Here is a 16,130-nt window from a genome sequence, read left to right as displayed (position 1 = left end):
GTATATTATGGCAAATATAGTAACAGATTATATATATGGTGAATTTGAGATAGAAGATATATTAGAAGAGTTAATAAATTGTAAGGCTGTACAACGATTAAAAAAAATACATCAAGTAGGAGCTACATATTTAGTACAAAAAAATCTTAATGTAACTAGATACGAACATTCTTTAGGAGTTATGCTTCTTATTAAAAGGCTTGGAGGTAGTCTTGAGGAACAGATTGCAGGATTACTTCATGACATATCCCATACTGCATTTTCACATGTTATAGACTTTGCTCTAGGTAATTATAATGAGGACTACCATGAAGACATATTAAATGAAGTTATCATAAACTCTGAAATACCAAAAATACTTAATAAGCATGGATATAACTATGAAGATATTTTACTAGATGAGTCAAAGTGGACGATACTAGAAAAGGAATCGCCAAAATTATGTGCAGACAGAGTTGATTATGCTCTTAGGGATATGTATAGATATGGTTATATAAAAAAATCTGATATAGATAAGTTTTTGAAAAATATATGTGTAGTAAATGGGGAAATTGTTACAACTAACTTAGAAAGTGCTATGTGGTTTTTAGAAATTTACTACAAAGAGGTTGTAGATTTTTTTATGAATCCAGTAAATGGGTATTCATATGAAAAATTATCTAAGGCTATAAAAATATTATTAGATAATAATGAATTATCTATGCAAGATGTATTAAAAACTGATGAGGAAGTTTTTGAGATACTTAAATCATCTAAAAATATAGAAATAATAAATTTAGTAAAAGATTTAAATCCAGATGTAAAGTTAAGAATTAATGAGAAAAAATATGATATACACATAAAAGGAAAAGTAAGACTTATAGACCCAGGAGTATATATAGACAATAATGTATATTCTCTATCAGAGCTAGATAAAAATATAATAGATATAAATAAAGAAGTATCAAAGAAGATAAAAAAAGGTGTATATATAGAAATTTTATAGAATATAAATAAATATGGTAAAAATAAAATTAAAAAGTTTAAATAATTAAATTATGTAAACTTTTTAATTTTATAACAACTAAATTATAGAAAAAGATATTAGTATGAATTCTAAAGAAATAAAAATATAGGATTATTTATATTTATTAAAAGGTTAAAGCAATTTTGCTTTAATCTTTTTTTATTGGGTATAATAAAATGTCAAAAAATAGTATAAAGCAAAGAATAGTATTATAATAATATAGGGGGTGAAATTTATCAAAAAATATAAATTAATTTTAAATATATTTTTAGGAATTATAATTACATTAATATTTATGATATCTATAAATATTAATAATAATAAAAAAAATATAAAAGAAGCTACAAAGAAAATTAAATATAATATAAATGAAGGAAACTATGTAAATGCAAGACGAATATGTAATTTAACATTTTCTAAAATACCTAAATATGAATATAATATTTTATTCAAAGATATAGCTAAAATGTCAAAAGAAATAAAAGATATACCATACGGAGAAAGATGTAATGAAAAAATGTTTTTAGAAATGGAAAAATATAAATTTTTATCAAAAGAACATAGATTTAAAATATATGAAAATTTAGGGAATTTATATTTAATAGATTCTAATTATGCTAAGGCATCTGAATATATATTAGATACTCTTATAATGTCAAAAGATATGGAATATAATATAATTGAAGCAAAACAATTAATTAACTTAGGGGTCTTATTTTCTCAAATACAAGGTTATGATACGGGAGTTGAAACCATAAAAGAATCATTAAAAATTAATATTAAAAATCCAAAACAAGCTGAAATAATAAGGTTGTATGCATATGTAAATATATCAGAGATTTATTTGAGGATGGGAAAATATAGAGAATGTGAAAGATATTTATCTATGATAAATAAAGATAGAAAACATGTAGATATAAAAGATTATCCTGATATCGATGTTTTAGCAAATACTATTCAAGCTAATTTATATTTAAATGAAGGCAAATATGAGTTAGCTAAAGAATATATTGAGTTAGCAGAAAAGTTTTTGAAATTTAATGATGAAAAAATATTTAAATATACAAAAGAACTTTTATATTTAACTAAAGGTCAATATTATAGTAGCATAGGAAATTACTATAAATCTATAGATATTTATAATAAAATACTTTCATTTTCAGATTATAAAAACAATAATTCTTTAAATGAAGAATATGTACTGGAAAAATTAGTTAAATTATATGATAAAATTAAACAGTATGAATTAGAGGATATATATATAGATAAATTAATTAGTGCTATAAAAAACAATGAAAATATAAGATATAGGGATTATTCAAATTATGTATTAGAACAAGCAAAAGAAAAATATATAGTAAGAAAAGATAGAGAATCTATAAGGTTTTTAATGTTAATTATCTTATGTGGGACAATAATTATTGGATATATGTATAAAATTAATAAAAAAAGACTAAAGAAAATGAAATATATAACTCTACATGATAACCTAACAGGTGTTTATAATAGAGGATATTTTGATGAAAAATATAAAGAATTGATTAATAATAAATTTAAATTTTCTATTTTAATGATAGATATAGATAATTTTAAATATTTAAATGATACTTTTGGACATCAATTTGGCGATGAAGTTTTAAAAACTATAACATCAGTAATATTAAATTTACTAAATGAACGATGTGTTTTGTGTAGATATGGTGGAGAAGAGTTTGTTATACTTCATAAGTATAGTTTTAAAGAAGAGTCTGTACTAACTGCAGAACTAATAAGATCAGCTGTTGAGCATTTAAGTTGGAGTAAAGATATAAAAGTAACAATAAGTATAGGAATAGCATACAGACTAAATGATGGCTTGGACACGCTATCAAAGGCTGACATGAATTTATACAAAGCTAAAAATAATGGTAAAAATAAGATTGTAGTTTAACTAATGTTGCTATAACATAATAAATAGGAATATCTAATGATATTCCTATTTATTATGTTATAATGCTTATATTGATTAAGAAAGGGAGAGATAAATGAATAAAAAAACAGCATTAGTTACAGGTGCATCAAGAGGTATAGGAAAGGCTATTGCAACTTTATTTGCAGAAAATGGATACAATGTTTTAATTAATTATAATAACTCAGAAAAGGAAGCATTAGATTTATACAATGAGTTAAAAAGTAGAGGATTATCAGTAGATACATATAAAGCTGATGTATCTAAAAAAGAAGAAGTAAATCTTATGATTAATTATTGTATAGGTCAATTTGAAAGAATTGATATTTTGATTAATAATGCAGGGATAAGTAGAACTAATTTATTTAAAGATATAAGTTATGAAGAATGGGATGAGGTAATAAATACTAACTTAAACAGTGTATTTTATACAACAAAAAAAGCACTTCAGTATATGATTCCACAGATGAGTGGGAAAATAATAAATATATCATCTATATGGGGAATGGTTGGGGGTTCATATGAGGTACATTACTCAACTAGCAAAGCTGCTATAATAGGGATGACTAAAGCATTAGCTAAAGAATTAGGTCCTTCAAATATTCAAGTAAATTGTATAGCCCCAGGAGTAATTAAAACAGATATGCTAGATAATTTAGAAGAAGAAACGGTTGACATGTTAATAGAAGAAACTCCACTTATGAGATTAGGGACTCCAGAAGATATTGCTAATTGTGCTTTATTTTTAGGTAGTGAAAAGTCAAACTTTATAACTGGCCAAATTATAAGTCCTAATGGAGGGTTTGTTATTGTATAAAAAATATGGGGGTATAATAATGAAGTACAGTATAAAAAATATAGTAAGACTAATTATAGGATTACTTGTCTGTGCATTTGGGATAGTTTTAACTATTAATGCAAACCTAGGACTATCACCATGGGATGCATTTCATCATGGACTATCTAAAAATTTAGGAATTACTATGGGACAAGCGAGCATGCTATTAGGAATTTTAGTAATTATAATAGACATTATATTAGGAGAAAATTTTGGTTTAGGAACGATTCTTAATATGTTTTTAATTGGAATATTTATGGACTTTTTTATGTTAAATAACATTATACCAATATCAAAAACCTTAATATCTGGTATTTTTATGTTACTTTCAGGAATGTTTATAATCGGACTAGGTTGTGTTCTATATATTGGTGCTGGATATGGAAGTGGACCAAGGGATGGTCTTATGATAGCTATTCAAAAAAAGACTAATAAACCTGTTAAAATGATTAAAATGTGTATAGAATCATTTGCTCTTATATTTGGATTTTTATTAGGCGGTAGTATAGGCTTTGGAACTGTAATTACAACTTTAGTATTTGGAATTTTTATACAATACGCATTTGATATTTGCAAATTTGATACTAAAAAAGTTATACATAGATACATAGTGGATGATTTAAGATATATAAAAGCAAAAACTTTAAAAAGTCAAAAAGAAATATATAGTGTTGAAAATATAATTGATGAAAATATAGAAAAATAAAAGGAAGCGTATGCTTTCTTTTTTTATTTTATAAGTTAATTTGTAGAAAAAACAACACAATTGTAAAAATTGTACATATAGTATAATAAGAATTTAAATATAAAGGAGGAATTAAGTTGAAAGTATGTATACCTATATATGATGAAAGAAGATTTCAACTATATCAAGATATAAATAATGCTCCTAATATAATTATATTTGATACAGATAATAATGAATACATTGTAAAAGATACTAGTAAAAATACATTAGGGGAGATAATACAATTCTTAATTGATAAAAATATATCTAGGGTTATATCAAACGTAAAAAATGACAATCATCATAAATATATGTCTTGTAAAGATATTGTAATATACAAACCTAATTTAAATGGAAATGCTTTTTTCAATATGGATTTATTTATGGTTAATGAACTAAAAATAGACAAAAGAGAGCATTGACATAATAAATAAAAGCTGTACGCTTTTAAATTAAAATGGGATATATATATCCCATTTTTACATAAAAACTAAAAGATTTGTAAAGAATATATAACATAAATATTAAATTATACTCATATATGCAAATTAAATTATAAAAATGAATAAAAAGTAGTAGAAAAATGTCGAAAATAGTGTATAATATATTTAATACATAAAACTAAATAAAAAGGAGTAAGCTATGTCAATAATTTTAAACATTTTAGGAATCATAGTATTATTAGGTGGACTTTACCTAGTATCTTCTGACAAAGCGTCGGTAAACAAAAAACTTATAGGAAAGGCTTTGCTAATACAGTTTATCCTTGCACTTTTCTTAGTTAAATTCCCTATAGGAAGAACTGTTGTACAAGTAGTATCTGACTTTGTAACTAACGTATTAAGTTATGGAGTAGAGGGGCTTACTTTCGTATTTGGTCCATTAGCTGATGGTAGCAGTGGATTTATATTTGCGATTTCAGTTCTTGGAAATATAGTGTTTATAGGGGCATTAGTAGGAGCACTTTATTACTTAGGGGTTATAAACTTAGTAGTTAAAATAATCGGTGGTGCAATACAAAAAGTTTTAGGGACAAGTGCAGTAGAAAGTCTTGTTGCTGTTGCAAATATGTTCTTAGGACAAACTGAATCTCCAATACTTGTAAGTAAATACTTACACTTAATGACTACAAGTGAACTTATGTTAGTTTTAATATCAGGTATGGGAAGTATGTCAGCAACAGTTTTAATGGGATACGTAGGAATGGGTATACCTATGCAATATCTACTTATAGCTGGAGCATTAGTTCCATTAAGTAGTATAATAGTTTCTAAGATATTAATACCAGAGACACAACATGAAGAAGTTGTTGAGAAGGTTGAAATGGATAGAAAAGGAGCACATACTAATATAATGTCAGCTATTTCAGAAGGTGCAAGCAATGGTATGCAAATGGCATTTGGTATAGGAGCTGCATTAATAGCTATTACAGGATTAGTTGCTTTAGTCAATGGAGCTTTAGGAGTAGTTGGATTATCATTACAACAAATATTATCTTATTTATTTGCTCCACTTGGATTCCTAATGGGATTAGATTCATCTCATGCATTAACTGCAGGGCAATTATTAGGTAGTAAAATGGTTCTTAATGAATTTATAGCATTCGGAGATTTAGGTAAAATTATAAAGACATTAGATCCTAGAACTGCTTTAGTTATGTCAATTTCTTTAGCTGGATTTGCTAATATATCAAGTATAGGTATATGTATATCAGGAATATCAGTATTCTGTCCAGAAAGAAGAACGGAAATATCAGAAATAGCTTTTAAAGGTATGATAGGTGGATTCTTAGTAAGTACGTTATCAGCTATGATAGTAGGATTAATATTATTATTCTAATGAAAAAAGGTTTGAGTTTTCTCAAGCCTTTTTTTATTACAATAATAAAGGAATATGGGAAAATTTGTCGAAATATAGAAAAAAATATAGAAATATGTTAATATAACTATATAAAATTTAAATATGGAATAGTAAAAGGAGCGATTAAAATAAATATACTAAACTTGATTTTTATGGGAATACCTGAATCAATAGTAATTTTTTCTTCTATATCAATTATTATAAATAGTATAAATAGAAGAAGTATAATAACTATGTCATCTATATATCTTATTTTAATGTATTTATTAAAAAACTATGTAAGTAGTGGAATTGGCAATTTACTAGTATTTATATCAGTAGCTGTTTTAGTTAAGTTACACTCAAAGGCTAAGATAACTCAGTGTTTTGTTGTAACTTCGATAATACTAGCTATAAAAATGGCAACTGAGATGATGACAATATTCTGTATAAATTTCACTGGAATAAATCTTCAATATATACTGGAACATAGCAGTTTAAGAATACTACTATGTTATATATCTTTGATTATTATGGTTATCATAATGAAATTGCTTAAGTATAAGTATTTTATACACAAACTAGATACAAAAAGAATAACTGAAAAAAGTAAAACTGTTCAGCAAATGCTTTTATATTTAAGTATTTTAATTATGTCAATGATAGGAATTGGTATATTGCTATTATATAATCATAGCGAAGTTAACTATGATATGGAAGTTATTATGAGGATATTTTTTGTGCTGGCATTATTACTAATACTGGTAACATTATTATTTAGTGTGATAAATTATGATAAAAGAAAAATTTTAAATGACTTAGAAAAAAATTTAATGGAAAAAAATTTAAAACAGATGGAAGATAGTATAGATGCTTTAAGAGTTCAAAAACATGATTATATGAATCACTTGCAGATAATACTTATGCAAATGTCTAGTGGAAAAATAGAAGAGGCAAAAAGATATATATTAGGAATGGCAGAATGTGATAACAATGTATCTATAGATTTTTTAACAGGAAATCATTGTATAGATGCCATTTTAAATACTAAAAAATTTAAAGCTTCAAAAAATGGTATAGATTTAACTGCTTGTATAGATAGTTTACTAGAAAATATTGAACTTACAGATTCTGAAGTAAGTTCTATACTTTTAAATATAATAGACAATGCGATAGATGAACTTAAGACTATTGAAAAGGATTATAAGTATGTACATGTTGAAATTTACGAAGAAGATGGATATTATAATATATTTATAAAAAACAATGGTTCTAAGATAAAAGATACTGAAAAAATATTTGAAATGGCATATTCATCAAAAGGAGAAAATAGAGGTTATGGATTGTATTCTATAAAAAAATTATTAGAAGAGCATAATTGTAAAATAGAAGTTGAAAGTGATGATATGGAAACTGAGTTTTGGATTCAAATTCCTCTAATTATTAGATAAAATAAAAAAGACTAATTAAATTAGTCTTTTTTATTTTATCTAATAATTAGAATCATCAATTTCATACCTTAAAATTAAGTTTTCATTTTTTACAGCATAAGCATAGAATAAGACAAATAAAATCAAAACAAAAGAAATATATATCATAATTATCCCCCCTTAGATTATTAAATCTATTAATATAATATTACATTAATAATTAATAAAACCCTTCAAATCTTTAGAAGCAAATTGTGACTAAAATCTTTTTAAATTACCATTTAAAATTTATATGATATAATTTTTATTAAAGAGGGGGTATATACATGGAAAAAATTTTCTTAGAAACAGATAGATTGATATTAAGACAAATAAGCGAAAATGATTTTAATGATATTGCTAATATATTGCAAGATATTGAAATTATGTATGCTTGGGAAAAATCTTTTTCAGATGATGAGGTACTTGAATGGATTAATAAAAATATAGACAGGTATAAAAGCGATGGATATAGTTATTTTTTAGCAATAGATAAAATAAACAAAAAAGTTGTAGGGGTTATGGGGCCTTTAATAGAGAATATAAATGGTAGAGAATTTATAGGGGTAGCTTATATACTAAATAAAGAATCATGGGGGATAGGATATGCAACTGAAGGAATAAAGGAATGTATAAGATACATTTTTGAAAATACAGTTGCAGAAAAAGTTATAGCTCAAATACGACCAGAAAATAAATCATCAATTAAAGTAGCGTTAAGATTAGGCATGGAATTAGAAGGAGAGTTTACAAAATTATATGAAGGTAAACACATGAAACATTTAATATATTCTATAAAAAAGTAAGTATTTAAATACTTACTTTTTTATTAAAAAAATTGTAAATCTATTTTGAAAAAAGTTAACTAAACTTCAAATTGGGTAATATTTACCTTAGAGGTGATGAGATGGAAGCTTTAAGTGAGGAAATAAAAGAACATAAGCGTTATTCAAATAAGTTTAAAATTAAGATTGTATTTGAAAGTATTTTGGTTGGATGTATAGCTGGATTTATAGTTTCACTATATAGGCTTTGTTCTAGTTATGCAGGATCTATAAGCATAGATATATATAAATTTATGTTAGATCATACTTCATATATAATTTTTGGAATACTAGTATTTGCTACTATAGGTTATATAGTTGGATATTCTGTTGAAAAAGACCCTATGATATCAGGTAGTGGTATTCCACAAATTGAAGGATGTATAAAAGGAAAATTGAAAATTTTACATTCATTTAGGATATTAGTAAGTAAGTTTATAAATGGAGTATTAGCTATGGGAGCAGGACTATCACTTGGAATAGAGGGCCCATCTATACAGTTAGGAGCTAGTTTTGCACATGGAATATCACAAAAATTTAAATTAGAAAAAACAGAACAAATGATATTATATTCAAGTGGAGCAGGAGCAGGTTTAGCAGCAGCTTTTAATGCCCCTTTTGCAGGTGTTATGTTTACTTTAGAAGAAGTTCATAAAAGTTTTTCGCCAATACTATTTGTTACATCTATAGCTGCATGTGTTAGTTCAGATTTGATGACATGGGTATTTTTAGGTGAGGCACATACAATTATAGTTGGAAAAGTTTTAGATATACCAGCAAAGTATTATATAGTACTGATTATACTAGGAATTTTAATTGGATTTTGTGGAGTTATATACAATAAAGGGTTATTACAAACTATGAAAATTTATTCAAAAATCAAGTTAAGTTTAAGATATAAGATGATTATACCATTTATGTTTGCTATTGGGTTTGGTATGTTGCTACCACAAGTTTTAGGAGGTGGTGATAAACTGATGAATAACATATTTTCAACAGGAATAACCTTAAAACTAGCTATAATTTTATTAGTTGGGAAATATATATTTTCTCTCATTAGTTTTGCTCCTGGTACTCCTGGGGGGATATTATTCCCAGTGTTAACTTTAGGAGGATTAGTTGGAGTTATATTTTCAAAATTGTCTATTATTATTTTAGGATTAGATCCTGCATTTATAAATAATTTTATATTGCTTTCTATGGCAGGTATGTTTTCATCGGTAGTTAGGGCTCCAATTACAGGCTTTATTTTAGTATTTGAAATGACAGGTTCTTTAACTCAACTAGGACCTATAATAGTAGTTTGTGGAGTAGCATATTTAGTAGCAAATTTATTAGAATGTCCTCCAATTTATGATTCTTTACTTGAGAATAAGATGAAAATACAAGAAAAAGTAGAAAAAACAAAAGTATCCTAATAGAGAAAAATATTTGCTAATAAAAGTATTAAAAAACAAAACTTATTTATAAAAACTACTAAATATAAGAATAAAATAACCGTATTATTTAATATACGGTTATTTTATTGTAAATTTCATTATAAGTGAAATAAGGGAGATTTGAAATGGATGTAAATCAATTAGTTGCAATTAAACTTTTAAATGCAGTTGGACAATTAAATTCAAGAAATAGTTCTTATTCAAATGGTCAGCCTGATTTATTTGGAGCAATGTTAGAAAATGCAATGGGAAACTTTGGAGGAGGAACTTGCCCTCATTGTCATGGTAATAATAATCAGCAATTACTAGATAAATTAGATACATTAAATACATTATTAAGTTCTATAAACAATGCTAGGTTAAATAGTAACAAAGATAATGTATCTACAGTAAGTGAACAAATAAAAACACCTACAAAGCAAATAAATTCAAATGAAAATAAATCTGTGAATTTTAATAATATAGGTAACATAAAATCTAGTAATAAAGATGCAGCAGTTAGATTAATAGAAAGCAAAATTGGTAATCAATATGTATGGGGTGCTACAGGTCCAAATACTTTTGATTGTTCAGGATTAGTTCAATATGTTTATAAAAATGCTTTAGGTAAAAATATACCTAGAACTGCTTATGAACAAAGTAAAGTCGGACTACCTATAAAGCAAAAAGATTTACAGGTTGGAGACTTAGTATTCTTTGATACCATGGGAAAAGGTCGAGTAAGTCATGTTGGAATGTATGTTGGCAATAATGAATTTGTACATGCTGCTAATGAAAAAGACGGAATAAAAAAATCAAAATTAACAGGATATTATCAAACTCATTTTAAAGGAGCTAGAAGGCCATAATTTGTATAAAATATAAAGGGTAAGTGCTGAAAAAGTATAAAGCATTTGCTCTTTTTATTTTTTAGGATTATATTAATTTAGTATATAGAAAAATATTGATTTAAAAGAACATATACGCTAAACTTATTAGTTGGAAATCTAAGTAAAAGGAGAGGGTAAACATAAAAACAAATAGTATTACATTTAAATTGTTTTTATTAATATTTGTTTTAATTGTTTTTATAACTGGTATTATTAGTGCTTGGGTAATAAATGATAGTAATAAAATTGTTCAAGAAGAAATTCGTGGAATGAGATGTCAAGTATTAGATGAAGTTGCTAATAATATAACAATTTTACTATCTAATGTGGAAAGTATAGGAAATAATATTGTTGTAGATAGTAAACTGGTAGATATACTTTCTATATCTAAAGAAAAGCTTTACATAAGTTCAGATAAATCAAAAGAAAATTATGACTATGTAGAAAATTTACTTATGGACCAAGTTTTTAAATATGGAAAATTTAATATGAAGCCAGAACTATATATAGTAGGAGAAAACGGTTTAAGTTATGGTACTTACTCTAAGAATAAATATAATTTAAATAGTATAAAAAGTGAAAAGTGGTATAAAGAAATAATAAGTGCAGATGGTAAAACAGTTCTTATAAATACATATAAAGATGAAAAGGGAATAGGACCTTATAAAAACATATTAAAGATGGGAAGAGTTATAAAAGATTTAATAACAAATGAAACTTTAGGAGTACTAATAATAGATATAAGTGAAACTATGTTATACGATAGATATTCAAATTTACTAGATAGAGGTACGTATATATATATAGTGGATTCTAAAGGAAATATAATATCTAGTAAAGATAAAAGATTAATAGGAAAAAATTATAAAAATAATGTAAAGGGAAAAAACGTAAATGATAAAAATATAGAAATTGCATCTAATATAGATTCATATGGATGGAGTATAATTCAAGAAATACCTTCAAATATAATGTCAGAAGTATCAAATCAAATAGCTCAAAGAACATTTTATATAATTGCATTAATTAGTATACCAGCATTAATAATTACCTATAAAATTTCATCTTGGATTACTAAGCCTATTTTAAATATGAAAGATAAAATGGAAGAAGTAATGAAAGGAAATTTAAATGCAAATGTAGATGTTGATAGAGATGATGAAATTGGACAACTTCAAAATTCATTCAATACCATGGTAAAACAGTTAGATACATCTATTAAAGATATAAAAAAATATGAAAAACAAAAAAGAGTAGCAGAGTTGAGCTTTTTACAAGCGCAAATAAATCCACATTTTTTATACAATACATTAAGTGGTATAAGATTTTTAATATCTATGAACAAAACAGATATAGCCGAAGATATGATTTATAGATTTACAAAACTATTAAGAAGTATATTGCCAAAGGCTAGTGAAATGGTTACTTTAGAAGAAGAAATAGAAAATATTAAGAATTATTCTGAACTTCAGAAAATGAGATATCCTGAATGTTTTGATATAAGTTATGAAATGGATGAAAGTATAAAAGACTTTAAAGTACCTTCTTTCATATTACAACCTATAGTAGAAAATGCAATTTTATATAGTATGGAAAAAGAGAATAATAAAGGAAAAATTAGTTTGAAATGTTATAAAAGTACTAAAGGAATAAGAATTGTTGTAGAAGATAATGGAGTAGGTATGTCTAAAGATAAACTAGAAAATGTATTAAATAAAGAAGCTAGTATAAATAGGGTTGGAGTAATAAATGTACATGAGAGAATACAATTAAATTATGGTCTAGAATATGGACTAAAAGTAGAAAGTATGGAGGGAAAGGGAACTAAAATTACTTTTATACTTCCAAAATAAGGAGGAGAATATGTTAGATATATTAGTAGTTGAAGATGAAGCACCAATAAGAGATTGGATAGTTTATACAATCTCAAATATTTCTGATAAATTTAATGTAGTTGCTAGTGCACAAAATGGAAAAGAGGCTTATGAACTTTCATTAAAACTAAAACCAAAAGTAATTATAAGTGATATAAAAATGCCAATTATGGGCGGTATAGAACTTACAAAAGAAATTAAAAAAGTTTATTCTGATATTTATATAGTTTTATTAACAAATTATGCAGAATTTTCTTATGCAAAGGAAGCCATAAGTTGTGGAGTATATGAGTACTTAGTAAAATCTGATATAAGACCAAAAGAATTAAAGGAGATTTTAGAAAGAATTAATGACAGTATAAATAGCAATGAAACTAAACCTCAAAATATAGTTAATGAAAATAATGAAGATGAAATAAAATATTCAAAAGCTATAAAAAAATCCTTAGAATATATAGATAAAAACTATAAAGAACATATATCTTTACATGATATAGCAAACTATGTTTATTTATCTCACGAGTATTTTTCAAGATTATTTAAGGAAGAAGTAGGTGAAAATTTTAGCCTATATCTTACTAACTATAGAATGAAAAAAGCAGAAAAACTGTTAAAGACTACAGATATGAAGATATCTCAAATTTCTATGAATGTAGGATATTCAAATGCTAGTTATTTTTCAAAAACCTATAAAAAATATAAAGGAATATCTCCTGAAGATGATAGATAGATATAATTAAAATCTTGCTTATGTCAATTTTTTACACAAAATATCAATATATTTATACATAAGCAAGATTATACATATAAAAATATCAATATTATTAAAATACATATCAATAAAGTTTATGGAGTGAAAACGTTTTGTTTCGTATAATATTATTAAAGCAGAAGGGAATAATTAATAAATGAAATTAAACTACAAAAAAATAATGGTATTAACTAGTTTGATATTAATTATTATAATTGCTTATTTAAAAGAAGTTAATCAAACTAAAACAGAAATTAAAAATAATAAGGCAACAAAAGTAGCAATTATTTTTAATGAGTCTGGTTTAGGGGATAAATCTTTTAACGATTTATGTTATGATGGCATGTTAAAAGCACAAGAAAAATTAGAAATTGAGTTTGATTATGCCGAGTCAAAAAGTAAAAATGATTATGTGAAATTTGCTAGAGAATATGCAAAGAAAAATGAGTATGATCTTATAATTTCTGTTGGAGGAGAACAAAAAAAGGCGGTACAACAAGTTTCCAGAGAATTTTCAAATCAAAAATTTACAATAATAGATTCTAAGTTAGACTTACCAAATGTAAGTTCTATAAGTACTAATTGGGCACAACAAACGTTTCTACATGGTGTTATCGCAGGTCTTGAGTTATCTAAAGATTTAGATGAAAATAAATCTGCTGGAGTAATTCTTGGTAAAGAATTAAATCATTTAAATGAAGGATTTGTAGGATTTGAGGCAGGTGTTAAATATATAAATCCAAATATAAATGTCATGAAAGCAGTGGTAGATGATTTTTCAGATCCTGCAAAAGCAAAAGAAATTGCTCTTTCAATGTATAATAAGGGAGCAGTTTATATACAGCAGTTAGCTGGACAATCTGGGTTAGGTGTATTTTTAGCAGCTAAACAAGTTAATAAATATGCATTTGGAGTAGATGGAAATCAAAATTCTTTTGCACCAGATAATATTGTATCAACAGCAACAAGATACGCAAACGATATAATATACAAAGAAATAGAAGCTATAAAATATAACTCATGGAAATCAGGAGTACATAAAATTGGCCTAGGAGAAAACGTTATCGATTATACAAGAGAAGGCTCAAGTGTTGAATTAGATTCAAATACTATTGAAAATGTTGAAAAAATCAAAAGGGATATAATAAACAATGATATAAATATACCCACAACCAATAAAGAATTAAGTAAATGGGTTAAGAATAATCATTATAAATTAAATGAATAAGGGGAGATAAAAATGAGAGTATACGACATAATTTCAAAAAAAAGAGATAATAAAGAATTATCTAAAGATGAAATAGAATTTTTTATAGAAAAATATACTAATGGAGATATACCTGATTATCAAGCATCTGCATTATTAATGGCAATATATATAAATGGATTTAGTAAAGAAGAAACAGCAAATCTTACTATGGCAATGGTTAATTCAGGTGATGTAGTAGATTTAAGTATGATAGAAGGCATAAAACTAGATAAACATAGTACTGGAGGAGTAGGAGATAAAACTTCTCTTATATTAGTACCTATGGTTTGTGCAGCTGGAGGAAAGGTTGCTAAATTATCAGGAAGAGGTCTTGGACATACTGGAGGAACACTAGATAAATTAGAATCTATACCAGGATTTAATATTTCTGTTGAAGAAGAAAAATTTAAAGATATGGTAAAAAATGCAGGTTTAGTTATAGCCGGACAAACTCAAAACTTAGTACCAGCAGATAAAAAAATATATGCATTAAGAGATGTTACTGCAACTGTTGATAGCATACCTTTAATAGCTGCAAGTATAATGAGTAAAAAAATAGCTTCAGGTTCAGATGCGATATTACTAGATGTTAAATATGGTGAAGGAGCTTTTATGAAAACTGCAGAAGATGCTAAAAAATTAGCAACTGCTATGGTAAACATAGGAAACAGTTTAGGTAGAAAAACATCAGCTGCAATAACATTAAATGGAGAACCTTTAGGATATGCAATAGGTAATGCGCTTGAATTAAAAGAGGTTATAGAAGTGTTAAAAGGTAAAGGACCTGAAGATTTAAGAGAATTATGCTTACAACTAGGGGCTCAAATGCTTAAAATTGGGGGAATCGAGCCAGATACTAAGAAAGGAAGAGAAAAACTTGAAAAAGTTTTAAGTGATAATTCAGCTCTTTCTAAATTAAGAGAGTTAGCAGTTCTTCAAGGTGGAGATCCAAGTGTTATAGATAATCCAAAATTATTTGAAATAGCACCTCTAACTTATGAAGTAAAGGCTAATAAAGAAGGTTATGTTTATGACCTAAATGCAGAAAAAGTAGGTATAGCATCATTACTTACAGGTGCAGGTAGACATACAAAAGATGATGAACTTGATTATGGTGCAGGAATAATTCTTAAAAAGAAAATGGGAGATTATGTTAAAGAAGGAGATGTATTAGCAACTCTATATTCAAGTGATAAAGATAAATTTGAAAAAGCTGAAGAGCAATTACAAGAAGCTTATGATATACAAAATGAAAAGCCAGAAAAAAGTTTTATTATACATGAAATAATTGGCTAAA

At 25.8% G+C, this 16,130-nt stretch carries 14 protein-coding genes; all 14 read left to right on the top strand.

The window, feature by feature from the left end; genetic code table 11:
- Positions 1-7 precede the first annotated feature (7 nt).
- The 14 genes from ATCC9714_RS09180 to ATCC9714_RS09115 all read left to right on the top strand — a co-directional run bounded on the left by ATCC9714_RS09180 (position 8) and on the right by ATCC9714_RS09115 (position 16,129).
- Complete coding sequence (locus ATCC9714_RS09180) at positions 8-985, top strand: HD domain-containing protein (protein ID WP_057545095.1); 978 nt, start codon at positions 8-10, stop codon at positions 983-985.
- Between the two features lie 247 nt (positions 986-1,232).
- Positions 1,233-2,936, top strand: coding sequence for a tetratricopeptide repeat-containing diguanylate cyclase (locus ATCC9714_RS09175; protein ID WP_057545094.1), 1,704 nt, complete (start codon positions 1,233-1,235; stop codon positions 2,934-2,936).
- 94 nt (positions 2,937-3,030) lie between these two features.
- The gene (gene ymfI, locus ATCC9714_RS09170) at positions 3,031-3,771 is read left to right on the top strand and encodes an elongation factor P 5-aminopentanone reductase (RefSeq protein ID WP_054631015.1); all 741 of its coding nucleotides are present in this window, start codon (positions 3,031-3,033) and stop codon (positions 3,769-3,771) included.
- Positions 3,772-3,790: 19 nt separating this feature from the next.
- Positions 3,791-4,498: a YczE/YyaS/YitT family protein gene (locus tag ATCC9714_RS09165; RefSeq protein ID WP_021129347.1), complete on the top strand. Its 708-nt coding sequence runs from the start codon at positions 3,791-3,793 to the stop codon at positions 4,496-4,498.
- 116 nt (positions 4,499-4,614) lie between these two features.
- Positions 4,615-4,941: a NifB/NifX family molybdenum-iron cluster-binding protein gene (locus tag ATCC9714_RS09160; protein ID WP_021129346.1), complete on the top strand. Its 327-nt coding sequence runs from the start codon at positions 4,615-4,617 to the stop codon at positions 4,939-4,941.
- Positions 4,942-5,161: 220 nt separating this feature from the next.
- A complete protein-coding gene (locus ATCC9714_RS09155; protein ID WP_054631016.1) occupies positions 5,162-6,358 on the top strand; it encodes a NupC/NupG family nucleoside CNT transporter in 1,197 nt (398 codons plus the stop codon).
- A gap of 254 nt (positions 6,359-6,612) precedes the next feature.
- On the top strand, positions 6,613-7,809 hold the full coding sequence (locus ATCC9714_RS09150) for a sensor histidine kinase (RefSeq protein ID WP_196333130.1): 1,197 nt from the start codon (positions 6,613-6,615) through the stop codon (positions 7,807-7,809).
- A gap of 305 nt (positions 7,810-8,114) precedes the next feature.
- On the top strand, positions 8,115-8,633 hold the full coding sequence (locus tag ATCC9714_RS09145) for a GNAT family N-acetyltransferase (protein WP_021121554.1): 519 nt from the start codon (positions 8,115-8,117) through the stop codon (positions 8,631-8,633).
- A 101-nt stretch (positions 8,634-8,734) separates the two neighbouring features.
- Positions 8,735-10,069, top strand: coding sequence for a ClC family H(+)/Cl(-) exchange transporter (locus ATCC9714_RS09140; protein WP_057574260.1), 1,335 nt, complete (start codon positions 8,735-8,737; stop codon positions 10,067-10,069).
- A 146-nt stretch (positions 10,070-10,215) separates the two neighbouring features.
- On the top strand, positions 10,216-10,938 hold the full coding sequence (locus tag ATCC9714_RS09135) for a C40 family peptidase (RefSeq protein ID WP_054631109.1): 723 nt from the start codon (positions 10,216-10,218) through the stop codon (positions 10,936-10,938).
- Between the two features lie 290 nt (positions 10,939-11,228).
- Positions 11,229-12,812 carry a sensor histidine kinase gene (locus tag ATCC9714_RS09130; RefSeq protein WP_244465140.1) on the top strand — a complete coding sequence of 528 codons (1,584 nt, stop codon included), beginning with the start codon at positions 11,229-11,231 and terminating at the stop codon, positions 12,810-12,812.
- A 10-nt stretch (positions 12,813-12,822) separates the two neighbouring features.
- Positions 12,823-13,563 carry a response regulator transcription factor gene (locus ATCC9714_RS09125; protein WP_021129339.1) on the top strand — a complete coding sequence of 247 codons (741 nt, stop codon included), beginning with the start codon at positions 12,823-12,825 and terminating at the stop codon, positions 13,561-13,563.
- 178 nt (positions 13,564-13,741) lie between these two features.
- Positions 13,742-14,812 (top strand): BMP family lipoprotein, encoded by a 1,071-nt coding sequence (locus tag ATCC9714_RS09120; RefSeq protein ID WP_057539657.1) that lies wholly within the window; start codon positions 13,742-13,744, stop codon positions 14,810-14,812.
- A 12-nt stretch (positions 14,813-14,824) separates the two neighbouring features.
- Positions 14,825-16,129, top strand: coding sequence for a pyrimidine-nucleoside phosphorylase (locus ATCC9714_RS09115; protein ID WP_057545092.1), 1,305 nt, complete (start codon positions 14,825-14,827; stop codon positions 16,127-16,129).
- Position 16,130 lies beyond the last annotated feature (1 nt).

The organism is Paraclostridium sordellii (assembly GCF_000953675.1).
Classification (GTDB): domain Bacteria; phylum Bacillota; class Clostridia; order Peptostreptococcales; family Peptostreptococcaceae; genus Paraclostridium; species Paraclostridium sordellii.
Note: the sequence above shows the minus strand (reverse complement) of the source record. Positions and strands in the feature narration are given on the sequence as shown.

Coding starts and splice junctions, on each gene's coding strand:
- ATCC9714_RS09180 (WP_057545095.1), top strand. CDS start 8: ATGGCAAATATAGTAACAGATTATATATATGGTGAATTTGAGATAGAA.
- ymfI (WP_054631015.1), top strand. CDS start 3,031: ATGAATAAAAAAACAGCATTAGTTACAGGTGCATCAAGAGGTATAGGA.
- ATCC9714_RS09165 (WP_021129347.1), top strand. CDS start 3,791: ATGAAGTACAGTATAAAAAATATAGTAAGACTAATTATAGGATTACTT.
- ATCC9714_RS09155 (WP_054631016.1), top strand. CDS start 5,162: ATGTCAATAATTTTAAACATTTTAGGAATCATAGTATTATTAGGTGGA.
- ATCC9714_RS09150 (WP_196333130.1), top strand. CDS start 6,613: ATGTCATCTATATATCTTATTTTAATGTATTTATTAAAAAACTATGTA.
- ATCC9714_RS09145 (WP_021121554.1), top strand. CDS start 8,115: ATGGAAAAAATTTTCTTAGAAACAGATAGATTGATATTAAGACAAATA.
- ATCC9714_RS09140 (WP_057574260.1), top strand. CDS start 8,735: ATGGAAGCTTTAAGTGAGGAAATAAAAGAACATAAGCGTTATTCAAAT.
- ATCC9714_RS09135 (WP_054631109.1), top strand. CDS start 10,216: ATGGATGTAAATCAATTAGTTGCAATTAAACTTTTAAATGCAGTTGGA.
- ATCC9714_RS09130 (WP_244465140.1), top strand. CDS start 11,229: ATGAGATGTCAAGTATTAGATGAAGTTGCTAATAATATAACAATTTTA.
- ATCC9714_RS09125 (WP_021129339.1), top strand. CDS start 12,823: ATGTTAGATATATTAGTAGTTGAAGATGAAGCACCAATAAGAGATTGG.
- ATCC9714_RS09120 (WP_057539657.1), top strand. CDS start 13,742: ATGAAATTAAACTACAAAAAAATAATGGTATTAACTAGTTTGATATTA.
- ATCC9714_RS09115 (WP_057545092.1), top strand. CDS start 14,825: ATGAGAGTATACGACATAATTTCAAAAAAAAGAGATAATAAAGAATTA.